This is a genomic window from Ramlibacter sp. WS9 (assembly GCF_003797765.1).
Lineage (GTDB): Bacteria > Pseudomonadota > Gammaproteobacteria > Burkholderiales > Burkholderiaceae_C > Ramlibacter.
On record NZ_RKMB01000012.1, the window covers coordinates 14,713 to 33,730 of the forward strand.

16 protein-coding genes are annotated in these 19,018 nt (G+C 66.3%); all 16 read left to right on the forward strand.

Annotation, left to right across the window (positions count from 1 at the left end; all coding sequences use genetic code 11):
- The first annotated feature begins 2 nt into the window (after window positions 1–2).
- The 16 genes from rsmH to EEB15_RS33995 all read left to right on the forward strand — a co-directional run bounded on the left by rsmH (window position 3) and on the right by EEB15_RS33995 (window position 19,018).
- The gene (rsmH, locus tag EEB15_RS18105; protein ID WP_141511277.1) at window positions 3–914 is read left to right on the forward strand and encodes a 16S rRNA (cytosine(1402)-N(4))-methyltransferase RsmH; all 912 of its coding nucleotides are present in this window, start codon (window positions 3–5) and stop codon (window positions 912–914) included.
- Window positions 911–1,204, forward strand: a complete 294-nt coding sequence (gene ftsL, locus EEB15_RS18110; RefSeq protein WP_141511278.1) for a cell division protein FtsL — start codon at window positions 911–913, stop codon at window positions 1,202–1,204. Before rsmH ends, ftsL begins: the two co-directional genes overlap by 4 nt.
- Window positions 1,201–2,934, forward strand: coding sequence for a penicillin-binding protein 2 (locus tag EEB15_RS18115; RefSeq protein WP_141511279.1), 1,734 nt, complete (start codon window positions 1,201–1,203; stop codon window positions 2,932–2,934). The genes ftsL and EEB15_RS18115 overlap by 4 nt, the downstream gene beginning before the upstream one ends.
- A complete protein-coding gene (locus tag EEB15_RS18120; RefSeq protein ID WP_141511280.1) occupies window positions 2,934–4,475 on the forward strand; it encodes a UDP-N-acetylmuramoyl-L-alanyl-D-glutamate--2,6-diaminopimelate ligase in 1,542 nt (513 codons plus the stop codon). The genes EEB15_RS18115 and EEB15_RS18120 overlap by 1 nt, the downstream gene beginning before the upstream one ends.
- A 5-nt stretch (window positions 4,476–4,480) precedes the next feature.
- Window positions 4,481–5,890, forward strand: a complete 1,410-nt coding sequence (murF, locus tag EEB15_RS18125; RefSeq protein WP_141511425.1) for a UDP-N-acetylmuramoyl-tripeptide--D-alanyl-D-alanine ligase — start codon at window positions 4,481–4,483, stop codon at window positions 5,888–5,890.
- Complete coding sequence (gene mraY / locus EEB15_RS18130) at window positions 5,880–7,058, forward strand: phospho-N-acetylmuramoyl-pentapeptide-transferase (RefSeq protein ID WP_141511281.1); 1,179 nt, start codon at window positions 5,880–5,882, stop codon at window positions 7,056–7,058. The genes murF and mraY overlap by 11 nt, the downstream gene beginning before the upstream one ends.
- 88 nt (window positions 7,059–7,146) lie before the next feature.
- Window positions 7,147–8,658, forward strand: coding sequence for a UDP-N-acetylmuramoyl-L-alanine--D-glutamate ligase (gene murD / locus EEB15_RS18135; RefSeq protein ID WP_141511282.1), 1,512 nt, complete (start codon window positions 7,147–7,149; stop codon window positions 8,656–8,658).
- Complete coding sequence (gene ftsW, locus EEB15_RS18140; RefSeq protein ID WP_141511283.1) at window positions 8,655–9,902, forward strand: putative lipid II flippase FtsW; 1,248 nt, start codon at window positions 8,655–8,657, stop codon at window positions 9,900–9,902. The genes murD and ftsW overlap by 4 nt, the downstream gene beginning before the upstream one ends.
- 82 nt (window positions 9,903–9,984) lie before the next feature.
- Window positions 9,985–11,064: an undecaprenyldiphospho-muramoylpentapeptide beta-N-acetylglucosaminyltransferase gene (gene murG / locus EEB15_RS18145; protein WP_141511284.1), complete on the forward strand. Its 1,080-nt coding sequence runs from the start codon at window positions 9,985–9,987 to the stop codon at window positions 11,062–11,064.
- A gap of 118 nt (window positions 11,065–11,182) precedes the next feature.
- The gene (murC, locus tag EEB15_RS18150) at window positions 11,183–12,595 is read left to right on the forward strand and encodes a UDP-N-acetylmuramate--L-alanine ligase (RefSeq protein WP_141511285.1); all 1,413 of its coding nucleotides are present in this window, start codon (window positions 11,183–11,185) and stop codon (window positions 12,593–12,595) included.
- Window positions 12,592–13,572, forward strand: a complete 981-nt coding sequence (locus EEB15_RS18155) for a D-alanine--D-alanine ligase (RefSeq protein ID WP_141511286.1) — start codon at window positions 12,592–12,594, stop codon at window positions 13,570–13,572. The genes murC and EEB15_RS18155 overlap by 4 nt, the downstream gene beginning before the upstream one ends.
- On the forward strand, window positions 13,569–14,351 hold the full coding sequence (locus EEB15_RS18160; protein WP_141511287.1) for a cell division protein FtsQ/DivIB: 783 nt from the start codon (window positions 13,569–13,571) through the stop codon (window positions 14,349–14,351). The genes EEB15_RS18155 and EEB15_RS18160 overlap by 4 nt, the downstream gene beginning before the upstream one ends.
- Before the next feature lie 14 nt (window positions 14,352–14,365).
- Window positions 14,366–15,595: a cell division protein FtsA gene (ftsA, locus tag EEB15_RS18165; protein ID WP_141511288.1), complete on the forward strand. Its 1,230-nt coding sequence runs from the start codon at window positions 14,366–14,368 to the stop codon at window positions 15,593–15,595.
- 150 nt (window positions 15,596–15,745) lie between these two features.
- Window positions 15,746–16,981 (forward strand): cell division protein FtsZ, encoded by a 1,236-nt coding sequence (gene ftsZ, locus EEB15_RS18170; protein ID WP_141511289.1) that lies wholly within the window; start codon window positions 15,746–15,748, stop codon window positions 16,979–16,981.
- Window positions 16,982–17,912: 931 nt separating this feature from the next.
- Window positions 17,913–18,836, forward strand: coding sequence for a UDP-3-O-acyl-N-acetylglucosamine deacetylase (gene lpxC, locus EEB15_RS18175; protein WP_141511290.1), 924 nt, complete (start codon window positions 17,913–17,915; stop codon window positions 18,834–18,836).
- Between the two features lie 5 nt (window positions 18,837–18,841).
- On the forward strand, window positions 18,842–19,018 hold the full coding sequence (locus EEB15_RS33995) for a hypothetical protein (protein ID WP_199236565.1): 177 nt from the start codon (window positions 18,842–18,844) through the stop codon (window positions 19,016–19,018).

A 19,018-nucleotide genomic window follows, 5' to 3' on the forward strand; every position in this document is an offset into this window, starting at 1 on the left:
CGGTGGAAAGCACATGGCAACACACCACCGTCTTGTTGAACGAAGCAGTAGACGCTCTTTTCACCAAGCCGGATGGCACTTACATCGATGCGACCTTCGGCCGCGGCGGCCACTCACGGCTGATCCTCTCGCAGCTCGACCCGACAGGCCGGCTGATTGCTTTCGACAAGGACACCGAAGCAGTGGCCGTGGCCAATGCCATCGAGGACCAGCGCTTTTCCATCCGGCACGAGGGCTTTTCCGGCTTGCGCGACATGGAAGCGGGCAGTGCCACCGGCATCCTGATGGACCTGGGCGTGAGCTCGCCGCAGATCGACAACCCGGCGCGCGGCTTTTCTTTTCGAGGCGACGGTCCGCTGGACATGCGCATGGACACCACGCGGGGAGAGAGCGTGGCCGAGTGGCTCGCCACGGCGGAAGCCGGGCAAATCGCGGAGGTGATACGTGAATACGGCGAAGAACGGTTTGCTGTTCAGATTGCAAAGGCGATTGTGGCTCGCCGACAAGAGCGGGGCCCTCTTGCATCCACCGCCGAGTTGGCCCAACTCGTGGCTGGCACGGTCAAAACCCGCGAGCCGGGCCAGGATCCTGCAACGCGCACATTTCAGGCTCTTCGGATTTTCATCAACGCCGAGCTTGAAGAGCTGCAACAGGCGCTAGAGGCCAGCTTGGACATCCTCGACACGAACGGCAGGCTTGTGGTGATCAGCTTCCATTCGCTGGAAGACCGGATCGTCAAGCAGTTCATCGCGAAGCATTCGAAGGAAGTCTTCGATCGCCGCGCGCCGTTCGCCGCGCCGAAAGCCATGAAGCTGGAAGCGCTGGAGCGGGTGAAGCCGACGGCCGAGGAGATTGCGCGCAACCCGCGTTCGCGTAGCGCCATCATGCGCGTGGCGCGGAGGACGGCAGTATGACAAGGCTCAACCTCGTCCTGCTCGTCGCCGTACTGGCGAGTGCGCTGCTGCTGGTGCGCATGCAGTACGAGTCGCGCCGTCTCTATGCCGAGATCGACAGGGCCGAGGGCGAGGCACGCAAGCACGCGCTGGAGCAGGAGCGCCTGCAGGTCGAAAAGCGCGCGCAGGCCACGCCGCTGCGCGTGGAGAAGCTCGCGAAAGAGCAACTGCAGATGCGCACGGCTTCACCGGCCATCACGCAGTACGTCACCCAGAAGGGACCGGCCTCCGCGCCGGCCGCGCCGCAATGACCCGAAGCGTCGCCTACACCTCCAGCCCGCTGCTCGCGAGCAAGACGCCGGTCTGGCGCAGCAAGTTCATCGTGGCGATGATTGCGCTGGGCTTTGTCGTGCTGGCCGGGCGTGCAGCGTGGGTGCAGGTGTTTGCCAACGACTTCTTCCAGAAGCAGGGTGAGGTTCGCTTTGCCCGCACGCTGGAACTGCCCGCGAATCGCGGCCGCATCCTGGATCGCAACGGCCTGCTGCTGGCATCGAGTGTGCCCACGCCCAGCATCTGGGCCATTCCCGAAGACGTGGAACGCGACCGCGCGAAGCTCGGCCAACTGGCCAAGCTGCTGGAGATGCCGCTGGCCGAGTTGAACAAGAAGCTGGAAGACGAGGACAAGACCTTCGTCTGGCTCAAGCGCCAGGTCGACGAAGACGCGGCCAAGCAGATCGCCGCGCTCAACATCAAGGGCGTCTACCAGCGCAAGGAATACAAGCGCCAGTACCCCGAGGGCGAAGCGGCGGCGCATGTGGTGGGTTTCACCAATGTCGAGGACCGCGGGCAGGAAGGCATGGAACTGGCCTTCCAGAAAGACCTGGCCGGCCGCCCCGGCATGCGCCGCGTCATCAAAGACCGCATGGGCCGCGTTGTCGAGGACGTCGGCGAACAGGTGCTCCCGGTGCCGGGCCGCGACCTGCAGTTGTCGATCGACAGCAAGGTGCAGTTCTTCGCGTACCAGAAGCTGCGCGACGCGGTGATCGAGAACAAGGCCAAGGCCGGCAGCGTCGTGGTGCTGGATGCGACCACCGGAGAGGTCTTGGCGTTGGCCAACTACCCGAGCTACACGCCGGGCCGGCGGCAGAACCTGACGGGCGAGCAACTGCGTAACCGCGCGATGACCGACGTGTTCGAGCCCGGCTCCACGATGAAGCCTTTCACTATCGGCCTGGCACTGGAAACGGGTCTCGTGACACCGCAGACGCCGGTCCAGACCGCGCCCGGCTACGTGATGATGGGTGGCAGGAAGATCTCGGATGCGCATCCGCACGGTGTCCTCTCGGTGCAGCAGGTGATCCAGAAGTCCAGCAACATCGGCACGCTCAAGCTCGCGCTGCAAATGCCGGCGAAGGACATGTGGGAGCTGTACACGCAGGCCGGCTTCGGCCAGAAGCCGCAGATCACCTTCCCCGGCGCTGTCACCGGGCGCTTGCGCCCCTACAAGACCTGGAAGCCCGTGGAGCAGGCGACGATGTCGTATGGCTACGGCCTGTCGGCATCGCTGTTCCAGATGGCGCGTTCGTACACGGTGTTCGCACACGATGGGAACATCATCCCCGCCACACTGCTCAAGACGGGCGAGCCTGCCGCGGGCGTGAAGGTGTTCTCCCCGAAGACCGCCGGCGAAATCCGCACCATGCTGCAGATGGCGGCCGGCCCCGGCGGCACCGGCCAGAAGGCGCAAACGCAGGGCTATTCGGTCGGTGGCAAGTCCGGCACGGCCCACAAACAGGTAGGCAAGAGCTACGTTTCCAACAAATACCGCTCCTGGTTCGTGGGCATCGCGCCCATCGACAAGCCGCGCATCATCGTGGCGGTGATGGTGGACGAGCCGTCCGCCGGCAAGTACTACGGTGGCGACGTCGCCGCTCCCATTTTCAGCACGACGGTGCAGCAGACGCTGCGCATGATGGGCGTGCAGCCCGACATGAACGTCAAGCCGCAGATCGTGGTGCAGGCCGTGGAGGAGTCGTTCTGATGCGCGAACTCCACGATCCACAGGAAGCAGCCCGGTGGCTGCAGAGCCGCGTCACCGGCACCTTGCATTGCGACAGCCGCAAGATTTCCCCGGGCGACGGCTTCATCGCCTGGCCCGGCGCGGCAACCGACGGGCGCATGCATGTGTCGTCCGCGTTGTCGCGCGGCGCGGCCGCCTGCCTTGTGGAGCGGGCGGGCGTCGAAGCGTTCGGCTTCGCGGGCGAGGCGACGGCTGCCTATGCGCGCCTGAAGGCAGCAACCGGCCCCATCGCCGCGGCCTACTTCGGCCAGCCCAGCGAAGAGCTGCAGCTGCTGGCGGTGACGGGCACCAACGGCAAGACGTCCACGGCCTGGTGGCTGGCGCAGGCGCTGTCGAACGTGCGGGGTGCCCACGCGATGCCGTGCGGCGTCGTTGGCACGCTGGGCACCGGCCGTCCGCCGAACGTGGAATTCAACGGGCTCACCACGCCCGACCCGGTGTTGCTCCAGCGGCAGTTCCGCGCCTTCCTGGACGAGGGCCTGAAGGCCTGCGCCATCGAGGCTTCGTCGGTTGGCATCGTGGAGCGTCGCCTGGACGGCACGCACATCCGCGTCGCGATCTTCACCAACTTCACGCAGGACCACCTGGACTACCACGGCACGATGCAGGCCTATTGGGACGCCAAGATGGAGCTCTTTGCGTGGCCGGGCCTCGAGGCGGCCGTGATCAATACCGATGATGAAAAGGGCGGCGCACTCGCGCAGCATCTCCAGGACCGGGGCCTGGACCTTTGGACAGTGTCCTGCCAGCGGCCGGCGCGGGTCATGGCGCAGGAGGTCGGCTACGACGAACAGGGCCTGCGCTTCACCGTCGTCGAGGGCGGCGAGCGGCACCTGCTCGGCACGAAATTGATCGGCCAGTACAACGTCTCCAACCTGCTGGGCGTGATCGCCGCGATGCGGTCGGTGGGCGTGCCGCTGGCTGAAGCCGTGGCAGCATGCGGCAGCCTGCTGCCCGTGCCCGGGCGCATGGAAAGGCTGCAGCAGGCGGGCAAGCCCGTCATCGCTGTCGACTACGCGCACACGCCCGACGCGCTCGACAAGGCGCTGTCGGCCTTGAGGCCGCTGGCGGCCCAGCGCGGTGGCAAGCTCTGGTGCGTGTTCGGCTGCGGTGGCGACCGGGACGCGACCAAGCGCCCGGTGATGGCGGCCGTGGCCGAGAAGAATGCCGACCGCGTGGTGGTGACCAGCGACAACCCGCGAGGCGAGAAGCCCGAGAACATCATCAGCCAGATCCTGCTGGGCCTGTCGCACCACGAATGCGTGCACGTGCAGGCCGACCGTGCGCTGGCGATCGCCGAGACCATCGCCGCCGCGGGGCCGCAGGACGTGGTGCTGGTGGCCGGCAAGGGCCATGAGGATTACCAGGAGATCGGCGGCGTCAAGCACGCCTTCTCCGACCAGGTCCATGCGCAAGCGGCCCTCCTGAATTACGCGCAGCGCAGTTCCCTCCCTCTCCCGCTTGCGGGAGAGGGCCGGGGTGAGGGTGGAGGGACGCAATGAGCGCCATGTTCACACTCGCGCAAGCGCTGGCCTGGATTCCGGGCGGCAAGCTCGTTGGCGATGGCGCGACGCCCGTGCGGCGTGTGCACACCGACACGCGCACCCTTCAGCCCGGCGACTTGTTCGTGGCGCTGAAAGGCGAGCGGTTCGACGCCAACGACTTCCTTGCCGAGGCGCAGGCCAAAGGCGCCATTGCGGCCATCGCGCATCACCGCAAGCTGCCGGTCGGCTTCCCTGGTATCGAAGTCGATGACAGCAAGCTGGCACTCGGCGCGCTGGGCGCCAACTGGCGCGCGCAGTTCAACCTTCCGCTGATCGCTGTCACGGGCAGCAACGGCAAGACCACCGTTACGCAGATGATCGCGGCTATCCTGCGTGCGTGGCAGCCTGACGCGATGCTGGCCACGCAAGGCAATTTCAACAACGACATCGGCCTTCCGCTGCAACTCCTGCGCCTGCGCGCCGAACATCGTGTGGCGGTGCTCGAGCTGGGCATGAACCACCCCGGCGAGATCGGCTATCTCGCCGGCATCACCAGGCCGACGGTGGCGCTCGTCAACAACGCGCAGCGCGAGCACCAGGAATTCATGGCCACTGTCGAAGCGGTGGCGCGCGAGAACGGTTCGGTGCTGCAGGCGTTGGGCCCTACCGGCATCGCCCTGTTCCCCGCCGGCGAGGAATTCACGCCGCTCTGGAAAGAATTGGCGGGCTCGCGTGCCTGGATCACATTCGGCGGAGGCGAGGGCGAGGGCGAAGAAGCCTGGGCCCCGGCCGATGCCGATATCGTTTTGGCCGGGACTGAATGGCAAGGCGGACTCTGGCAGGTGAGCGTGAAAACGCCCGCCGGCCCGGTGACTTTCCGCCTCCATATCGCCGGCCGCCACAACGTGCGCAACGCGCTGGCAGCGGTGGGCTGCGCGCTCGCCGCGGGCGTGCCGCTCGCTCACATCGCGCAGGGCCTCGAGGCTTTTGAACCCGTGAAGGGCCGCTCGCGCGCGCTGGCCGTGCAGGTGGGCGGGCGCACGATCACGCTGGTCGACGACACCTACAACGCCAATCCGGACTCGGTGCGTGCCGCCATCGACGTGCTGGCCGAGCTGCCCGGCCCGCGCCTCCTTGTGCTGGGCGACATGGGCGAGGTGGGCGACCAGGGTCCGCAGTTCCACGCCGAAGTCGGCGAGCATGCGCGCGCTTGCGCGATCGAGCAGTTCTTCACGCTGGGTGACCAGTCCGTCGCGATGAAGGGCCGGCACTTCGACGGCATCGACGCGCTCAACACCGCCGTGCTGGCGCAATTGCCGCAGGTGGCCAGCGTGCTGGTGAAAGGCTCGCGCTTCATGAAGATGGAGCGCGTCGTCGAGGCGATCCAGGCACAGCCACAACAACAAGAAAAGGAGGCCGGCCATGCTGCTTAGCCTTTCGCAATGGCTGCAGACCCTGTCGCCGGAATTCGGCTTCCTGCGGGTGTTCCAGTACATCACCTTCCGCGCGGTGATGGCCGCGATGACGGCGCTGCTCATCGGCCTGATCGCCGGACCCTGGGTGATCAGGCGCCTGACGCACCTGAAGATCGGGCAGCCGGTGCGCGGCTACGGCATGGAGACGCATCTGACCAAGACTGGCACGCCGACCATGGGCGGCGTGCTGATCCTGCTGTCGATCGCGGTGTCCACCCTCCTGTGGTTCGACCTGACCAACCGCTTCGTCTGGATCGTGCTGGTGGTGACGCTGGGCTTCGGCGCCATTGGCTGGGCCGACGACTGGCGCAAGGTGGTGAACAAGGATCCGGAAGGCATGCGCTCGCGCGAGAAGTACTTCTGGCAGTCGCTGATCGGTCTGGTGGCCGCGTTGTACCTCGTGTTCAGCATTTCGGAAAGCTCCAACTGGCGCGTGCTGCAGCTGTTCTACACCTGGGTGGCGTCGGGCTTCGACGTGAACCTGCCGCCCAAGGCCGGCTTGCTGCTGCCCTTCTTCAAGGAGGTGAGCTACCCGCTGGGGGTGTTCGGCTTCGTGATCCTGACGTACCTGGTGATCGTGGGCTCCAGCAACGCCGTCAACCTCACTGATGGCTTGGACGGCCTCGCCATCATGCCGGTGGTGATGGTGGGCTCGGCGCTGGGCGTGTTCGCCTACGTCACCGGCAGCGCGGTGTATTCGAAGTACCTGTTCTTCCCGCACATCCCGGGCTCGGGCGAGTTGATGATCTTCTGCGCCGCGATGGCGGGCGCGGGCCTCGCATTCCTGTGGTTCAACACGCATCCGGCCCAGGTGTTCATGGGCGACGTCGGTGCGCTGGCGCTGGGCGGCGCGCTCGGGACCATCGCGGTGATCGTGCGCCAGGAGATCGTGCTTGCGATCATGGGCGGCATCTTCGTGGTCGAGGCGCTGTCGGTGATGGCCCAGGTCATGTACTTCAAGTACACGAAGAAGAAATACGGCGAGGGCCGGCGCATCCTCAAGATGGCGCCGCTGCACCATCACTTCGAGAAGAGCGGCTGGAAAGAGACGCAGGTCGTGGTCCGTTTCTGGATCATCACCATGCTGCTGTGTCTGCTCGGCCTGTCGACATTGAAACTGAGGTGAAAATGTTTGCCCCCACGTTTGCGGCTACGCCGCTGCACTGCCCCCCAAGGGGGCCAAAGCCGCCTAGGGGCGGCCCGTCGGAGGCTTTGTGGAATTTCTGAAAGACCGGCCCGTCCTCATCCTCGGCCTCGGCTTGTCCGGGCTGGCGATGGCGCGCTGGTGCGCGCGCTCCGGCGCGCAGGTGACGGTGGCCGACACCCGCGAGGCGCCGCCGCAATTGGAGGCGCTGCGTGAGCACGTGGCTGCCGCGAAGTTCATCCCGGGTGAGTTCAACGAGGCGCTGCTCGAAGGCGTGGAGGCGGTGTTCCGCAGCCCCGGGCTGTCGCCTGAGCAGGTGGCACCCGTGGTCCAGCCCGCCGCGCAGCGCGGCTTGCACATCGGCGGCGAATTGAGCCTGTTCGCGGCGGCCCTGGCATCGCTGCGCGCGGAGCAGGGCTACGCTCCCGCAGTTCTGGCCGTGACCGGCACGAACGGGAAAACCACCGTCACCGCGCTCACCGGCCAGCTGATCGAGCGCGCCGGAAAGACGGTCGCTGTTGCGGGGAACATCGGCCCGACGCTGCTGGACACGTTGGCGGAAAATCTCGACGAGGGTGCGCTGCCCGAAGCGTGGGTGCTTGAACTCTCCAGCTTCCAACTGGAGGCGGCGGGTGATTTCGAGCCGACCGCGGCTGCGGTCCTCAATCTCACGCAAGACCACCTGGACTGGCACGGCACGATGGGTGCCTACGGCCAGGCCAAGGCCCGCATCTTCGGCAAGAACGGTCTGATGATCTTGAATCGCGAAGATCCGCTGGTCATGAAGATGCTGCCCGAGCCGGTGAGGCTCAAGGGTGGAAAAATGGATCAGCGCGCGTACGTCACCTTCGGCGGTGACATGCCGCAACGCCCGGGCGACTTCGGCATCGAGGTGGTCAACGGCATGGCGTGGCTGGTGCGCGCGCTGGAGGCCGACGAGACGCTCAAGAAGCGCAAAGACAACGACGAAGAACTGCACTTCCAGCGCCTGATGCCGGCCGATGCGCTGCGCATCCGCGGCCGGCACAACGCCGTCAACGCGCTGTCGGCGCTGGCGCTGGCGACGGCCGCGGGCTGCCCGCTCGGGCCGATGCTTTACGGGCTGCGCGAGTATCGTGGCGAGCCGCACCGCGTGGAACCCATCGGCGTGATTCACGACGTCGAATATTTCGACGACAGCAAGGGCACGAACGTAGGTGCCACGGTGGCGGCCTTGCAGGGGCTGGGTGCGGAACGCAAGGTGGTGGTGATCCTGGGCGGTGACGGCAAAGGCCAGGACTTCTCGCCGTTGGCGGCGCCGGTCTCTCGCTATGCGCGTGCCGCCGTGTTGATCGGCCGCGACGCACCGCTGATCCGCGCCGTGCTGGAGCCCGCCGGCGTTACGCTGATGGACGCGGCGTCGATGGAAGAAGCCGTGACGCTCGCCACGCAACGCGCGCACGCAGGCGATGCGGTGCTGATGTCGCCGGCCTGCGCCAGCTTCGACATGTTCAGAAACTACCCGCACCGCGCCGAGGTCTTCCGCGCGGCGGTGCGCGCCATCGCCGACGACGCGGGCGTGCAGATGGAGGGTTCCGCATGAACGCGGCCCTGCAGCGCATCTCGGGCTGGTTCGGCGGGCTCGCGCCCATCGACGACATGACCGGGCGCGGCCATGGCGCGGGCTATGCCCGCTCGATGCCATCGGCGTCCGTCGCGGGATTCGACCAGGCGCTGCTGTGGGTGACGGTGGCGCTGCTGGCGCTCGGCCTGGTGATGGTCTATTCCGCTTCCGTCGCCTTGCCCGACAACCCGAAATTCGCACGCTATGCCCACACGCACTTCCTGGTGCGGCACGCCATCTTCATCGTGCTGGCGTTGGTCACAGCGCTGCTGGCGTTCCAGGTGCCGGTCGCGACCTGGGAGAAGGTCGCACCGTGGCTGTTCGTGCTCTCGCTGGTGCTGCTGATGCTGGTGCTGATTCCGCAGCTGGGCAAGGGCGTCAACGGCGCGCGCCGCTGGCTCACGCTCGGGTTCATGAGCTTCCAGCCCTCGGAGCTGGCCAAGTTCGCGGTGCTTCTCTATGCGGCGGATTACATGGTCCGCAAGATGGACGTGAAAGAGCGCTTCTTCCGCGCCGTGCTGCCGATGGCCGCGGCAGTGGCCGTGGTCGGGCTCTTGCTGCTGGCCGAGCCCGACATGGGCGCCTTCATGGTGATCGCCGTGATCGCCATGGGCATCCTGTTCCTGGGCGGCGTCAACGCCCGCATGTTCTTCCTGATCGCGTCGGTGATGCTCGTCGCCTTCGTGCTGATGATCGCGCTCTCCGACTGGCGGCGCGAGCGCATCTTCGCGTACCTCGACCCATGGAGCGAGAAGCACGCGCTCGGCAAGGGCTACCAGTTGTCGCATTCGCTCATCGCCATCGGCCGGGGCGAAGTGTTCGGCGTCGGCCTGGGCGGCAGCGTGGAAAAGCTGCACTGGCTGCCCGAGGCGCACACCGATTTCCTGCTGGCCGTGATCGGTGAGGAATTCGGGCTGGTCGGCGTGATCCTGGTGCTGGGGCTGTTCCTCTGGATGACCCGCCGCATCATGCACATCGGCCGCCAGGCCATCGCGCTCGACCGCGTCTTCGCCGGCCTCGTCGCGCAGGGCGTCGGCATCTGGATCGGCTTCCAGGCGTTCATCAACATGGGTGTGAACCTCGGCGCGCTGCCGACCAAGGGCCTGACCCTGCCGCTCATGAGCTATGGCGGGTCGGCGATCCTGATGAATCTCATCGCCATTGCAGTCGTTCTCAGAGTGGACTACGAAAACAAGGTCATGATGCGCGGAGGCCGCGCATGAAGACATTGTTTCGCCACAACAAGGTCAGCGCGAAGCGCTGCAAGACGCGGAACGCGGCTTGGATGATGCGCGGAGGAAGAGCATGAGCAGTCGTTGCGCACTCGTCATGGCCGGCGGCACCGGCGGTCACATCTTCCCGGGGCTTGCGGTGGCCGAAGCGCTGCGTGAACGCTCGTGGCGCGTGCATTGGCTGGGCGGCGGCCCGTCGAGCATGGAAGCGCAGCTGGTTCCGCCACGCGGTTTCGCGTACGAGACCATCGATTTCTCCGGCGTGCGCGGCAAAGGCTTCACCACTTTGTTCCTGCTGCCGTTTCGCCTGCTCCGGGCCTTCGCGCAGAGCATCAGCGTCGTGCACCGCGTCAAGCCCGACGTGGTGATCGGCCTGGGCGGCTACATCACGTTCCCCGCAGGGATGATGAGCGTGGCGCTGGGAAAACCCCTGGTGCTGCACGAGCAGAACTCGGTCGCGGGGATGGCCAATCGCATCCTCGCGGGCGTCGCGGATCGCGTGTTCACGGCCTTCCCCAAGGTGTTCAAGAAGGCGGCATGGGTTGGCAATCCGCTGCGCGTGGCGTTCCTGCAGCAGCCCGGGCCCGTCGAACGGCTCGGTGCACGGGCAGGGCGGTTGCGCCTGCTGGTGGTGGGCGGCAGCTTGGGAGCAAGGGCGTTGAACGAAGCCGTGCCTAAAGCGCTGGCGCTCATTCCCGAAGGGTTGAGGCCGCTGGTGCTGCACCAGAGCGGCGCCAAACAGATCGGCGAATTGCGGGCCAACTACGCCGCCGCGGGCGTTCTGGCAGAACTCACACCCTTCATCGAAGACACAGCCCAGGCGTTCGCCGATGCCGACCTGATCGTGTGCCGCGCCGGGGCCAGCACGGTCACCGAGATCGCCGCCGTCGGCGCCGCCGCGGTGTTCGTTCCGTTCCCGGCGGCGGTGGACGATCACCAGACGACGAATGCGGAGTTTCTCGTCAAAAAGGGCGGCGGCTGGCTGGTGCAGCAGAGCGACCTGACGCCGGAATGGCTGGCTCACCTGCTGCAAGTGGTGGAGCGCGGCGAGTTGATCCAGCGCGCGATGGCCGCGAAGTCCATGCAGAAGACAAATGCGACGGCCGAGGTCGTCAGAGCCTGCGAAGAGCTGGTGCGAAAGAAGAGATCATGAAACACGTGAGCAAAGCTCCCCCCCGAAGCGCCTTCGGCGCCTCCCCCTCAAGGGGGCGCCACCAGCGGCCCGGCAAAGCCGGTTCCACGGTGGCTCCCGAAAGCTTGGAAAGCAGGACGTGAAGCACGCTATCAAGCATATTCACTTTGTGGGCGTGGGCGGCGCCGGCATGTCCGGCATCGCCGAAGTGCTGCGCAACCTGGGTTACCTGATCTCGGGCTCGGACCTCTCCGACAGCCCGACGCTCAAGCGCCTCGAAGGCCTGGGCATCAAGACCTACATCGGCCACGCGGCGGGCAACGTGATCGGTGCCGACGCCGTGGTCACCTCCACGGCAGTGCAAAGCGACAACCCGGAAGTCCTGGCCGCGCGCAAGCGCAAGATCCCGGTGGTGCCGCGCGCGATGATGCTGGCCGAGCTGATGCGCTTGAAGCAGGGCATCGCCATCGCCGGCACGCACGGCAAGACGACGACCACCAGCCTGGTGGCCAGCGTGCTGGCCGAAGGCGGCCTGGACCCGACCTTCGTGATCGGTGGCCGCCTGAACAGCGCCGGTGCCAACGCCAAGCTCGGCGGTGGCGACTACATCGTGGTGGAAGCCGACGAGTCGGACGCCTCGTTCCTGAACCTGATGCCGGTGATGGCGGTGGTGACGAACATCGATGCGGACCACATGGAAACCTACGGGCAGGATTTCAACAAGCTCAAGGCCGCGTTCGTCGAGTTCCTGCATCGCATGCCGTTCTACGGCACGGCCATCCTGTGCACGGACGATGCGGCCGTGCGAGACATCGTGCCAGACGTGCAGTGCCCGATCACCAGTTACGGCTTCGGCGAAGACGCGCAAGTGCGCGCCGTCAACGTGCGCGCTGCCGGCCCGCAGATGCACTTCACGGTGCAACGGCGCAACGGCGTGACCCTGCCTGACATGGACGTGGTGCTCAACCTCGCGGGCATGCACAACGTGTTGAACGCGCTGTCGGCCATCGCTGTCGCGGTGGAGTTGAACATCCCGGACGAAGCGGTGAAGAAGGCGTTGGCTGAGTTCACGGGCGTGGGCCGCCGGTTCCAGAGCTACGGTGACATTGCGGTGAAGGCCGAGAACGGCGGCGGGCGCTTCACGGTCATCGAGGACTACGGCCATCACCCGGTCGAACTCGCGGCCACGCTGGCAGCAGCGCGCGGCGCCTTCCCCGGCCGCCGCCTGGTGCTGGCGTTCCAGCCGCACCGCTACACGCGCACTCGCGATTGCTTCGAGGACTTCGTCAAAGTGCTGGGCCAGGCCGACGCAGTGCTGCTGGGCGAGGTCTACGCCGCCGGCGAGACGCCCATCGTCGCGGCCGACGGACGCTCGCTGGCGCGCGCCGTGCGCATCGCCGGCAAGGTCGAGCCACTGTTCGTGGACAGCATCGCCGACATGCCCGCCGCCATCCTGGAAATGGCGCGCGACGGCGACGTGGTGATGTGCATGGGCGCAGGCTCCATCGGGGGCGTGCCGGCCAAGCTGGTGGAAACAGGAGGCGGGGCATGAGCGCGAACAAGTCGACCAACGAATTTGGCAAAGTCGCCGTCCTCATGGGCGGCAGTTCCGCCGAGCGCGAAGTCTCGCTGATGTCCGGCAGCGGCGTGCTCAAGGCGCTGCAATCCAAAGGCGTGGACGCGCACGCGTTCGACCCGGCCGAGCGGGACGTTTCGGAACTCAAGCGCAAGGGCTTCAAGCGCTGCTTCATCGCCTTGCATGGCCGCTTCGGCGAGGACGGCACCGTGCAGGGCGCGCTGGAGCTGCTGGGCATTCCCTACACCGGCTCGGGCGTGATGGCGTCCAGCATCTCGATCGACAAGGTCATGACCAAGCGAGTCTGGCTGGCAGAGGGCTTGCCGACGCCGAAGTACGTGCTGCTGCGCCGCGGTTCCTTCACTCGCGAACAGGTGCGCACCGTGCCGGACGACTTGAACCTGCCGCTCATCGTCAAGCCCGCACGCGAAGGCTCGTCCATCGGCGTGGCCAAGGTGAAGGGCTATTCGGAAATGGCCGAAGCGGTGAACCAGGCCGCCGCGCTGGATGCCGACGTGCTGTGCGAGCAGTTCATCAGCGGCGACGAAGTCACCTGCCCGGTGCTGGGCACCGGCGATGAAGCCCGCGCACTGCCTGTGATTCGCATCGTTGCCCCCGAAGGCAACTACGACTACCAGAACAAGTACTTCACCGACGACACCAAGTACCTGGTGCCGTGCGGCCTGCCCGAGGGCGAGGAGCAGGCGATCCAGGAGATCGTGCTCAAGGCCTACCGCGTGCTGGGGTGCCGCGGCTGGGGCCGCCTGGACGTGATGATCGATGGCACCACGCGCAAGCCGTACCTGCTGGAGATCAACACCTCGCCCGGCATGACGGGGCATTCCCTGGTGCCGATGTCGGCACGCGCTGCCGGCATCAGCTACGAGGACCTGTGTGTGCAGTTGCTGGCTTCGGCGACGCTGGACCAACAAAAGGGGGCGGAACGCAAATGAAAGCCGTGCCGGCACCGGTCGACGTCAAGCTGATGAACTTCGCCGCCACGGCGCTGTTCGCGCTTTGCATCGTCATGCTGCTGGCGGCAGGCACCTGGTGGGCGGTGCGGCATCCGCTGTTCGCGATCGCCGGCATCACGGTGCAGGGCGAAGTGGCCCACAACAATGCGGTCACGCTGCGCGCCAATGTGGCGCCGCGCCTGGCCGGCAACTTCTTCACCGTGAACCTGGTGGAGGCGCGCGAAGCGTTCGAGGCTGTGCCCTGGGTCCGCAGCGCCGTGGTGCGCCGGGAGTTTCCGAACCGGCTGCGCGTGTCGCTGGAGGAACACAAGGCCGTGGCGCTGTGGGGGGCGGAAGGCGAAGGCCGGCTGGTCAACAACTTCGGTGAGGTGTTCGAAGCGAACGCGGGCGAGGTGGAAGCCGACGAACTGCCGCGGCTGGCCGGACCCAAGGAAATGTCGGCGCTGGTGCTGACGATGTACCAGGCGCTCAAGCCGATGTTCGGGACGGTGGACCTGGGCATCAACGACTTGACGCTGACCTCGCGGGGCAGCTGGCAGGCACAGCTCGACAACGGCGCACAGGTGGAACTGGGGCGGGGAACGCCGGAGGAGATCGTGGCGCGCACGCAGCGGTTCGTGCAGACGTTGACGCAGGCGGCGTCGCGCTACAGCCGTCGGCCCGATGCGCTGGTGTCGGCCGATTTGCGCCACGGCGACGGTTATGCAGTGCGGTTGAAGGGCGTCGGCACCACGAGTGCGGACGCACCGAAAAGATAAAGAAGGCGGAGAAGATGGCAAAAGAATACAAGGACCTGGTCGTCGGCCTCGACATCGGCACCGCCAAGATCATGGTGGTGGTGGCCGAAGTCATGCCCGGCGGCGAGCTCAAGCTGGCCGGCTTGGGCGTGTCCGCGTCCAACGGCCTCAAGCGCGGCGTGGTGGTCAACATCGACGCCACGGTGCAGAGCATCCAGCAGGCCTTGAAAGAAGCGGAGCTGATGGCCGACTGCAAGATCACGCGCGTCTACACCGGCATCACCGGCAACCATATCCGCGGTATCAATTCCAGCGGCATGGTGGCGGTGAAGGACAAGGAAGTGACGCAGGCCGACGTGGGCCGCGTGATCGAAACCGCGCGCGCCATCAACATCTCCACCGACCAGCGCCTGCTGCTGGTCGAGCCGCAGGAATTCGTGATCGACGGCCAGGACGTGAAGGAACCGATCGGGATGAGCGGCATCCGGCTGGAAGCCAAGGTGCACATCGTCACCGGCGCCCAGAGCGCGGCGGAAAACATCATCAAGTGCGTGCGCCGCTGCGGCCTGGAAGTGGAGCACCTGCTGCTCAACGCGTTGGCCTCCAGCCAGTCCGTGCTGACCGACGACGAGAAAGAACTGGGCGTGGCGATGGTGGACATCGGCGCCGGCACGACCGACGTGGCGATCTTCACCAATGGCGCGATTCGGCATACCGAGGTGATCCCCATCGCCGGCGACCTGATCACCAGCGACATCGCCATGGCGCTGCGCACACCGACCAAGGACGCAGAGAACATCAAGGTCGAGAACGGCTACGCCAAGGAACTGCTGGTCAACCCCGACGAGCAGGTCGAGGTTCCGGGCCTCGGCGACCGCGAGCCGCGCCAGATGGCGCGCCAGGCGCTGTCGTACGTGATCGAGAAGCGGGTGGAAGAGATCTACCTGTGCGTGCGCAACGTGATCCGCGACACCGGCTACGAGGAAGTGCTGTCGTCGGGCATCGTCATTACCGGCGGCAGTTCGCTGATGCCGGGCATGGTGGAACTGGGCGAGGACGTGTTCCTGAAGCAGGTGCGCCGCGGCCTGCCGAGGTATTCGGGAGCGCTGGCCGACATGGTCACGCAGCCGCGCGCCGCCACCGTGATGGGATTGCTGGAAGAAGCGCGCATCGCGCGCATCCGCGGCTTCAAGGTGGCACAGCAGAACGGATCGATGAAGACGGCCTTTGGCCGCTTCAAGGATTTCATCGTGGGGAACTTTTGACCATGACCAGCAAGCTCTGGCTCGCAAGAGGAAGTCCCCATCCAAAGAGAAAGGAGCGATGGCGGTGCACCGATCCGCCAGTCAAACGTTCATGACTCACAAGACAACGATGTACGAAATAGGCAACTGCAACGGATATAGGAGATTCACATGAGCATCGAAATGATTGAAGTGGAAGAGTTCCACCTGGGCACGCAGATCAAGGTGATCGGCGTGGGTGGCGGCGGCGGCAACGCGGTCGACCACATGATCGGCCGCTCGGTGCAGGGCGTGGAATTCATCTGCGCCAACACCGACGCGCAAGCCCTGGCCCGCACGTCGGCGCACAAGACCATCCAGCTGGGCGGCAGCGGCCTGGGCGCGGGCAGCAAGCCGGAGAAGGGCCGCGAATGCGCCGAAGCGGCGGTGGAGAACATTCGCGAAGCCATCGCCGGCGCGCACATGCTCTTCATCACAGCCGGCATGGGTGGTGGCACGGGCACCGGCGCCGCGCCGGTGATCGCGCGCATCGCCAAGGAGATGGGCATCCTCACCGTGGGCGTGGTGACCAAGCCCTTCGACTGGGAGGGCGGGCGCCGCATGACCAACGCCGACCAGGGCCTGATGGAGCTGGAAGCCAACGTCGACTCGCTGATCGTGGTGCTGAACGAGAAGCTGCTCGAAGTGCTGGGCGACGACATCACCCAGGACGAAGCCTTTGCGCACGCCAATGACGTGCTGAAGAACGCCGTCGGCGGCATCGCGGAAATCATCAACGTGCCCGGCCATGTGAACGTCGACTTCGAGGACGTGCGCACGGTGATGGGCGAACCCGGCAAGGCCATGATGGGCACGGCGGTGGCCAACGGCCCGGACCGCGCGCGCATCGCCGCCGAGCAGGCCGTGGCCTGCCCGCTGCTGGAAGGCATCGACCTGTCGGGCGCCAAGGGCGTGCTGGTGTTGATCACCGCGGCCAAGGGCAGCCTGAAGCTGTCGGAGTCGAAGCTGGCGATGAACACCATTCGCGCCTACGCGTCTCCCGACGCGCACGTGATCTACGGCACAGCCTACGACGACAACCTGGGCGACGAAGTCCGCGTCACGGTCGTCGCCACCGGCCTGTCCCGCCAGGGCCAGCGCCGCACGGCCCCGCCGCTGCAGGTGCTGCGCACCGGCACCGACAACGTGCCGTTCAACGTGCCGACGGTCCACAACGCCGTGGCCGGCCCCGGCGCCATCATCACGCGCGAAGCGCAGCAAGCCAACCAGCCGGACTACGGCGGCATGGCCGTGCCCAGCGTGTGGCGCACCAACCGCACGCAGGCCGCGGCCAAGGTCGACGCGCTGTCCAACGGCGGCATGGACGACTTCGAGATCCCGGCTTTCCTGCGCAAGCAGGCGGATTAAGTGCCCACCCCGAAGCGGCCTGCGGCCGCCTCCCCTCAAGGGGCGCCACCAGCGGCCCGGCAAAGCCGGTTCCGCGGTGGCCCGCGAAGGGATGGCCTGACAACGTTCTAGAAGAGTGTTCTCCAAGAGGGAGTGCTTCGGGGTGGGTCTTGCAAGTGGCCCACCCCCATTTTTTTGTTCTGTTCCGGCGCGGGCGTGCGTTTCGTGTTCTTGCGTTCCTGGACCTCGCGGCAAAGCTGTGCGTAAGCGGGCTGCGGCGCGGCTACGGCGTTCGGCTTCGGTGCTGCGCCCCTCCAGCCGAATCCCCTGCGCCGGGCGACCCCGCGGCCCAGCGCGGCACAACTCACGGCGCAAGCGCCGTTCAGACAGGTGCCGCGAGCATGAGACGGTCGCATGGCTCGATCCGCGCGCTGTGCGCGCTCCTCGTAGCCATGCTGGGCCGCGGGGTCACCCGCCGCAGGCGCCTGGGCTCTATTCGCGCCGCAGCCCGCCCACGCACAGCTTTGCAACCACCATTTCGGCGCGCCACCGGTGAGGTGCCACCCCTGCGTCTTCTGCCCAGATTTTCGGCGCGCCACGCCGGCACGCCACGCTCTCACTGCAACGCCGCACACGGCTGGGCCGCGGCGCGAGTAAAGCCCAGACGCCCGCGGTGGACGGTCTTGCGGCCCAGCGTCGCTTGCGACGCGACAGTCTCATGCTCGCGGCGCCTGTTTGAACCGAGCGAAGCTCGGTGAGTTGCGCCGCGCGGGCCGCAAGACCGTTCAGCGTGGGGAATCCGGCCATAGGTGCGAAGCACCGCTGCCGGACGTCGTAGCCATCGCGCCGCGGCCCAGCCGTGTGCGGCGTTGCCGCGAGGTCCAAGAACGCAACACAAGGGGTTTACCAGCCCTTCATGGTGCCTTCAGCCCTGCCCCCTTAAAATTGCCACATGCTCCAGCAACGCACCCTCAAGACCCTGACCAAGGCGGTCGGCGTGGGCCTGCACAGCGGCCAGCGGGTCGAGCTGACGCTGCGTCCGGCCCCGCCGGACACGGGCATCGTTTTCCGGCGCGTGGACTTGCCGATCCCGGTCGACATCCCGGTGTCGGCCCAGGTCGTGACGGACACGCGCATGGCGTCGACCATTTCGAATGGTGGCGCGAAGGTGATGACGGTCGAACATTTGATGTCGGCGTGCGCGGGCCTGGGCATCGACAACCTGTACGTCGACATCACCGCCGAAGAAACACCCATCCTCGACGGTTCCTCGGCGTCCTTCGTGTTTCTGCTGCAAAGCGCGGGCATCGTGACGCAGAACGCGCCGCGCCGCTTCATCCGCGTGCTGAAACCGGTGGAAGTGCGCGAAGGGGAAGGCGACAACCTCAAATGGGTGCGGCTGGATCCGTACCACGGCTACAAACTGCGTTTCGAGATCGAGTTCAATCACCGTGTGGTCAGTTCCACGGGCCAGTCGGTGGAATTCGACCTCGGCACCGGCTCTTACGCGCGCGACATCGCGCGGGCCCGCACGTTCGGCTTCACCAAGGACGTGGAGATGATGCGCGCCAACGGCCTCTCCCTCGGCGGGGGCCTGGACAACGCGGTGGTGATGGACGACTACCGCGTGCTCAATACCGAGGGCTTGCGCTACGACGACGAGTTCGTGAAGCACAAGATGCTCGACGCGATGGGTGATCTCTACCTCATCGGCCGTCCGCTGCTGGCGGCGTACAGCGCCTTTCGTTCCGGCCACGCGCTCAACAACAAGCTGTTGCGTGAACTGCTGGCGCAGCCGGGCTCGTACGAGATCGTCACTTTCGAAAACGAAAAACTCGCGCCTGCCGGCTTTGCCCAGGTGGCGCGGGCCTGGTAGCCGCAATGCTGCTGTTTCGCTGGGCGATGCTGATGCTGCTGCTGGCATCGGCCGTGTGTTTCGCGTTCTATGCGGGGACAGGGCAGGCGCGCTTCAAACGCTACGGCCTCATCACCTTGAAGTGGACGTTGATCGCCGCGTTCGCCTTCTTCGCGGTGCTGATCCTCGAGCGCCTGGCCTAG